5 protein-coding genes are annotated in these 6,000 nt (G+C 68.6%); all 5 read left to right on the plus strand.

Annotated elements, in window-relative coordinates:
- Positions 1 to 116 precede the first annotated feature (116 nt).
- Positions 117 to 929, plus strand: a complete 813-nt coding sequence (locus ABH927_RS28690; RefSeq protein ID WP_370026653.1) for an SDR family NAD(P)-dependent oxidoreductase — start codon at positions 117 to 119, stop codon at positions 927 to 929.
- 196 nt (positions 930 to 1,125) lie between these two features.
- Positions 1,126 to 2,277, plus strand: coding sequence for an acyltransferase family protein (locus ABH927_RS28695; protein WP_370026655.1), 1,152 nt, complete (start codon positions 1,126 to 1,128; stop codon positions 2,275 to 2,277).
- Between the two features lie 145 nt (positions 2,278 to 2,422).
- Positions 2,423 to 2,623 (plus strand): hypothetical protein, encoded by a 201-nt coding sequence (locus tag ABH927_RS28700; protein WP_370026656.1) that lies wholly within the window; start codon positions 2,423 to 2,425, stop codon positions 2,621 to 2,623.
- Between the two features lie 36 nt (positions 2,624 to 2,659).
- Positions 2,660 to 4,117 (plus strand): flotillin family protein, encoded by a 1,458-nt coding sequence (locus tag ABH927_RS28705; protein WP_370026658.1) that lies wholly within the window; start codon positions 2,660 to 2,662, stop codon positions 4,115 to 4,117.
- Between the two features lie 209 nt (positions 4,118 to 4,326).
- Positions 4,327 to 5,703, plus strand: coding sequence for a flotillin family protein (locus ABH927_RS28710; RefSeq protein WP_370026660.1), 1,377 nt, complete (start codon positions 4,327 to 4,329; stop codon positions 5,701 to 5,703).
- Positions 5,704 to 6,000: the final 297 nt, after the last annotated feature.

Raw genomic sequence — 6,000 nt, forward strand, 5'->3', positions numbered from 1 at the left:
CCCATGGCCACTCCTGCAGTGCGTGGAGGCTCACGCCGCATTTATGGGGAAATGCACCTCCGGAAGATCGCACAGGAGACTAGCACCGATACAGTTCTGGCGCAGTGGAGGATCTGATGATTACTGTGATAACCGGGGCCAGTGACGGAATCGGTGCAGCGTCTGCGCTTGATCTGGCAAAGCGGGGGCACCAACTTGTGCTCGTAGGTCGCACGGCGGCCAAAGTGTCCGCTGTCGCGGACCGTGTCGAGTCGATCACCGGTAGCGCTCCGGACGCCCTTCTCGTCGACTACGCCTCGCTGGACGACGTCCGGAGGCTGGCGTGCGACCTGCTCGACCGGTACGAGCGCATCGACGTCCTGGTGAACAACGCCGGGGTCATGACCTCCGAGCGGCGCGTGACCGCGGACGGCCACGAGCTGATCATGCAGGTCAACCATCTGGCGCCGTTCCTGCTGACCAACCTGCTCTTCGACCGGCTGAAGGCCTCCTCCGCGAGGGTCGTCACCACGTCGTCGCGGGCGGCGAAGACGGGCTGCCTCGACCCGGACGACCTGTCCCGGGAGCGGCGCCGCTGGAACGGGTGGCTCCAGTACGGCGACTCCAAGCAGGCCAACGCGTTGTTCACGGTGTCGCTGGCCGAGCGCGGCCTGGCCGCCACGTGCCTGCATCCCGGTGTCCTCAAGACCGGCTTCGCGGCCGGGACGTTCTTCATGAAGCTCGTGACGCACGTGCCAGGCGTGGGAGAGCCGGTGGAGGCCGGGGGGAGCCGCATCGCCCATCTGGCGAGCCACGCCGACGGCGCCGGCCATCCGGGGCGGTACTTCGTCAGGAACGCCCCCGCCGCCGTCCCCGCGAGGATGTCCGACCCCGCTCTGGCCGAGGCGCTGTGGACCGCCAGCCTCGCCGCCACCACCCCCTCGCCGTGATCATGCACAGGATCCCGCGCACGCCGGGCGACCTGCCCTCCCCTCGGTCGTGATCATGCACAGGATCCCGCGCAGGCGCGCTGAGTTGGGATAACGAGTTACTTGATCATGCAGGTGAGTGGACGGCGAGAGTTCCCGGAACGTTCGCCCGCCGTTGCCTAGATGGACAGACGGGCAGTCGCTAGGGTCCGGCTTCGTGACCGCGTCCGCTGCCGCCCGCCCCCTGACCGCCCGACCTCTGATCGCTTCCCGAGACCCGCTCCTGGACAACGCCAAGTTTCTGGCGATCATCCTGGTGGTCTCCGGACACCTCATCGAGGACCTACGGGACGTCCCCGCGGCGCACGCGCTGTACTTCTTCGTCTACATCTTCCATATGCCGCTCTTCATCGTCGTCAGCGGCTACTTATCGCGAAATTTCACTTTCTCGGCGGGCAAGGCGCGCAAGCTCATCAGCGGCCTGGCCGTGCCGTACGTGATCTTTGAAGTGGCCTATTCACTGCCGCGCTATTTCCTGTACCACCACAAGCTGGAGATCAGCCTGCTCGACCCGTACTACCTGACGTGGTTCCTGATGTCGCTGTTCCTCTGGCGGCTTTCCACGCCGGTGTGGCAGCAGTTGCGGTGGCCGCTCGGGATCGCGGTGGCGCTGTCGCTGCTGTCGGGGACGAGCGCGCTGCCGGACGAGCTGTCCATGAACCGCACGCTCGGGCTGCTGCCGTTCTACGTGCTCGGACTCATGCTGAAGCCCGAGCACCTGGACGTCCTCCGGCGGCGATGGGCTCGGTGGACGGGCGCGGCCGTCCTGGTCGCCGGCCTCTGCGTCGCGGTGGCCGTGCATGGGATGATCGCGACCGAATGGATCCGCTGGCGGCACTCGAACCATCAGATCGGCGTCGACGATCTGACCGGCAGCCTGATCCGGCTCGCCATGCTCGCGGCGGGGGCGCTGCTGGTGGCCGCGTTCCTCGCGGTCACGCCGAGCCGCCGGACCTGGTACACCGCGCTCGGGGCCGCCACCATGTACGCCTACCTGCTGCATGGCTTCGCCGTGAAGGTGACGGAACGGTTCCACGCCGCGCTGGTCAACCCCGCCGGGGTGGCGGCGATGATCGTGTTCGGTGCGGTCCTCGCGACGGTGCTCTGCACTCCGCCGGTCAGGCGGGTCACCAAATGGGCGGTCGAGCCCGACATTTCCTGGGCGTTCACCCAGCTCAGGCGTCCCGCAAAGCGCGCCGCTCCAGAAGCCGCTCCGGAAGCCGCTCCGGAAGCCGCTCCGGAACGCGCTCCGGAAGCCGCTCCGGAACCCGTGGCGGAAAACGTCAGAAAAGCGGAACGCACGGGATGATCCGCCCGTTGTCGGGGTGAAGATGAATCGCGCGAACGCGGTACGGCAGGCGTTAGGAAGCTATTGTCAGGCGGCTGTCGTGGCGCGTTAATACGGGGTAACGTGCGCATTCGCGGTGAATGTAAAGACGACGGGGTGACACGGGTTGGTCGGCAGGCAGGGCAGGGTCACGGGCAAGATCGGCCCAGGCCTTGTCGGTGAGGTCATGGTGCCGATCCGCGGGGGTGTCGAGGCGTTCTACGCCTATCCGAGCGTGCCCGACGAGGAGATCGCGGTCGGCGCGATCATCATCGTCGTGGAGTACTCACCGCCGCGCACGGTCTACGTCGTTCGCGCGGTCGTCTGACTCCCTCTCAGCTCCCCCCAAATCGCGGAGGCACGCATGCCTACGGAGTTCCTTGTTCTGGCCGGAGCGGTAATCGTCGCCCTGGTCATCGTCACCATGCTGTTCAAGGCCGTATGGCGGGTCGCCGAACCCAACGAGGCGCTCATCATCTCGGGCCTCGGCGCCCGGTCGAAGAACGAGCTGGCCGACAGCCTCGGCTTCAAGATCGTCACAGGTAAGGGCACCGCGGTGCTGCCCGGGTTCCAGACCGCCCGCCGGCTCCGGCTGGACAGCCGGGCCACCAATCTGCAGGTCTCCTGCGTCACCCAGCAGGGCATCCCGGTCCACGTGCGCGGTGTCGTCATCTACAAGGTGGGCGACGACTTCGCCAGCATCGCCAACGCCGCCCGGCGGTTCCTCGACCAGCAGGACTCCATGAACGGCGCCATCCACGAGCTGTTCACCGGCCACCTGCGCTCGATCATCGGCAACCTGACGGTCGAGGACCTCATCCTCAACCGCGAGCGGCTCACGAGCGAGGTGCGCAGCTCGGCCGCCGACGAGATGAGCAAGCTCGGCCTGGTCGTCGACTCTCTCCAGATCCAGGAGATCGAGGACGAGACCGGTTACATCACGAACCTCGGCAAGCCGCACGCCGCCAAGATCGCCGCCGCCGCGCGCATCGCCGAGGCGCAGCGCGACCAGGAGGCGACCGAGGCCGAGCAGGTCGCCGCCGCCAAGAAGGCCGCCGCGATCCGGGAGTCGCAGATCCAGCAGGCCGGATATCAGGCCGAGGTGGACCAGGCCGCGGCCAAGGCGAGGCAGGCCGGGCCGCTGTCGGACGCCACCGCCCGTCAGGAGGTCGTCGTCCAGGAGACCAGGGCCGCCGAGCTGGAGGCCCAGCTCGCGGAGCAGCGGCTCCAGTCCCAGGTGCGCAAGCCGGCGGACGCCAAGGCGTACGAGACCGTGACCCTCTCCCAGGCCGAGCGCGACGCCCGCATCGCCCAGGCCGAAGCCGAGGCCCGCGAGACCGAGCTACGGGCGGCCGCGCAGGCGTCGCAGGTCAAGCAGGCGGCCGCGGCCGAGGCCGAGTCGGTACGGCTCCGCGGTGAGGCCGCGGCGGCGGCCACCCAGTCGACCGGTCTGGCGGAGGCCGAGTCCGCGCGCGCCCGGGGTCTGGCCGAGGCGGAGGCCGCCAAGGCGAGGGGTCTCGCCGAGGCGGAGGCGATCCGCGCCCGGTCCGAGGCGCTGGCCGAGAACCAGGAGGCCGTCATCGCGCAGCAGCTCGCCGAGAACTGGCCGCAGATCGTCGAGGCGGGCTCGAAGGCCTTCGGCAACGTGGACCACATGGTCGTGCTGAACGGCGCCCAGGGCATCGAGGAGATGCTCGCCAAGGCGCTCACGCTGGGCGGCACCGGCCTTGGCCTGGCCCGTTCCCTGCTGGCCAACGGAACCCCGGCCGGCCTGAACGGCGCCGTGCCCCCCGCGACGAAGGCGGCCGACTCCGCCTCCTGACCACCTGTCCCGACCCCGTCATCCGACCCTCGTACGGCTTCCGCTCTCGCGTACGGCCCCGGCCATGCAGGGGCGGGAGCCGTACGCGAACTCCGGGCAGATCGGCTCTTGCTCCTGGAGTGATCCGGAGTTACCTTCATGAGCGGTGTGCCGGGAAGCCTGGTCGGCAGTGAGTGTCCCTGTCCCTATGAGGCCCTCCTGGAGGTGCCATGGACGTGCTCTGGTCGACCGTAGCCGCCGGAGTCCTCATCGTTCTGATCGTCTTGTTCAAGCTGATCTGGCGGGTCGCCGAGCCCAACGAGGCGATCATTATCTCGGGCCTCGGCGCCCGGGGGCGCAACCGCGAAACCGCCGACAGTCTCGGCTTCAAGATCGTAACTGGAAAGGGCACCCTGGTGCTGCCCGGATTCCAGACCGCGCGCAGGCTCTCGCTCGACAGCCGGGTATCGGAGCTGCAGGTCTCCTGCGTGACGAAGCAGGGCATCCCGGTCCATATCACCAGCGTGGTGATCTACAAGGTCGGCGACGACTACGCCTCCATAGCCAATGCCGCCCGCCGGTTCCTCGACCAGCAGAAGAAGATCGACGACAAGACCCACCAGCTCTTCGCGGGCCATCTGCGCTCGATCATCGGCAACCTCACCGTCGAGGATCTGATCGTCAACCGTGAAGCGCTGACCAATGAGGCCCGTTCGTCGTCGGCCGACGAGATGGGCAAGCTCGGCCTGGTCGTGGACTCGCTCCAGATCCAGGAGATCGAGGACATGACCGGCTACATCACCAACCTCGGCAGGCCCCACGCCGCGGCGATCTCCGCCGCCGCTCGGATGGCCGAGGCGGAGAGCTACCAGCAGGCCACCGCGGCCGAGCAGGAAGCGGAGATCAAGAAGGCGGCAGCCGTACGGCAGGCCAGAATCCAGCAGTCCGGCTACCAGGCGGAGGTGGACCGCGCGGCGGCCATCGCGAGGCAGGCGGGGCCCCTCTCGGAGGCGACCGCCCGCCAGGAGGTCGTCGTCCAGGAGACGAAGGCGGCCGAACTGGAGGCGCGGCTCGCCGAGCAGCGGCTCGAAGGCCAGGTCCGCAGGCCCGCGGACGCGCGGGCGTACGAGACGGTGACGTTGGCCGAAGCCGACAGGAAGGCCCAGGTGTCGCGCGCCCAGGCCGAGGCGGAGGGCATCCGGCTGCGCGGCGAGGCCGAGGCGGAAGCGGCCAGGGTGCGCGGTCTCGCGGAGGCGGAGGCGGCCCGGGCGAAGGGCCTCGCCATCGCCGAGTCGATCAAAGCGCGCGCGGAGGCCCTCTCGCAGAACCAGGAGGCCGTGGTGGCCCAGCAGCTCGCCGAGCGGTGGCCGGAGATCGTGGAGGCGGGCGGGAAGGCGCTGGGAAACGTCGACCACATGGTCATCCTCAACGGCGCTCAGGGGATCGAGGAGACCCTGGCCAAGGTGATCGCGCTCGGCGGCACCGGCCTCGGCGTCGCCCGCTCTCTGCTCTCCAGCACACCGACCCCCAGCACACCGACGCCCGGCACACCGACGCCCGGCACACCCATCACCGAGGGACCGGCCGAGACAACCCCTCCGGCATGATCATGCATGGGCTCCCGTGCGACCCTTCCGGCCTGCGTCAACGTTCAGCGTGATCATGCCCACGTTCCCGCGTGTGTCCGCTGGCCTTACGAATTCGGCTTCGTGATCACGCGCCCGGGGACCGCATGATCACGTGCCGCGAGCTCCCAGGTCGAGGGGCCGGCCCGGGAACTCGTGCATGATCACGAGCTGTGGATGACCACAACGCCGTTGCGTTTAGCGTCGGGGACGGGAGGCAAGTCCCTTCTCGAAGATCGTGACGTCGGCGTGGAAGCTGTAGGTCTGTGTGGTTGCGGG

It is taken from the genome of Planotetraspora sp. GP83, from assembly GCF_041262585.1.
Classification (GTDB): domain Bacteria; phylum Actinomycetota; class Actinomycetes; order Streptosporangiales; family Streptosporangiaceae; genus JAOEGB01.

Bases quoted from the DNA above. Each gene is read 5' to 3' on its own strand.
- ABH927_RS28690 (WP_370026653.1), top strand. From the start codon at position 117: ATGATTACTGTGATAACCGGGGCCAGTGACGGAATCGGTGCAGCGTCT.
- ABH927_RS28705 (WP_370026658.1), top strand. From the start codon at position 2,660: ATGCCTACGGAGTTCCTTGTTCTGGCCGGAGCGGTAATCGTCGCCCTG.
- ABH927_RS28710 (WP_370026660.1), top strand. From the start codon at position 4,327: ATGGACGTGCTCTGGTCGACCGTAGCCGCCGGAGTCCTCATCGTTCTG.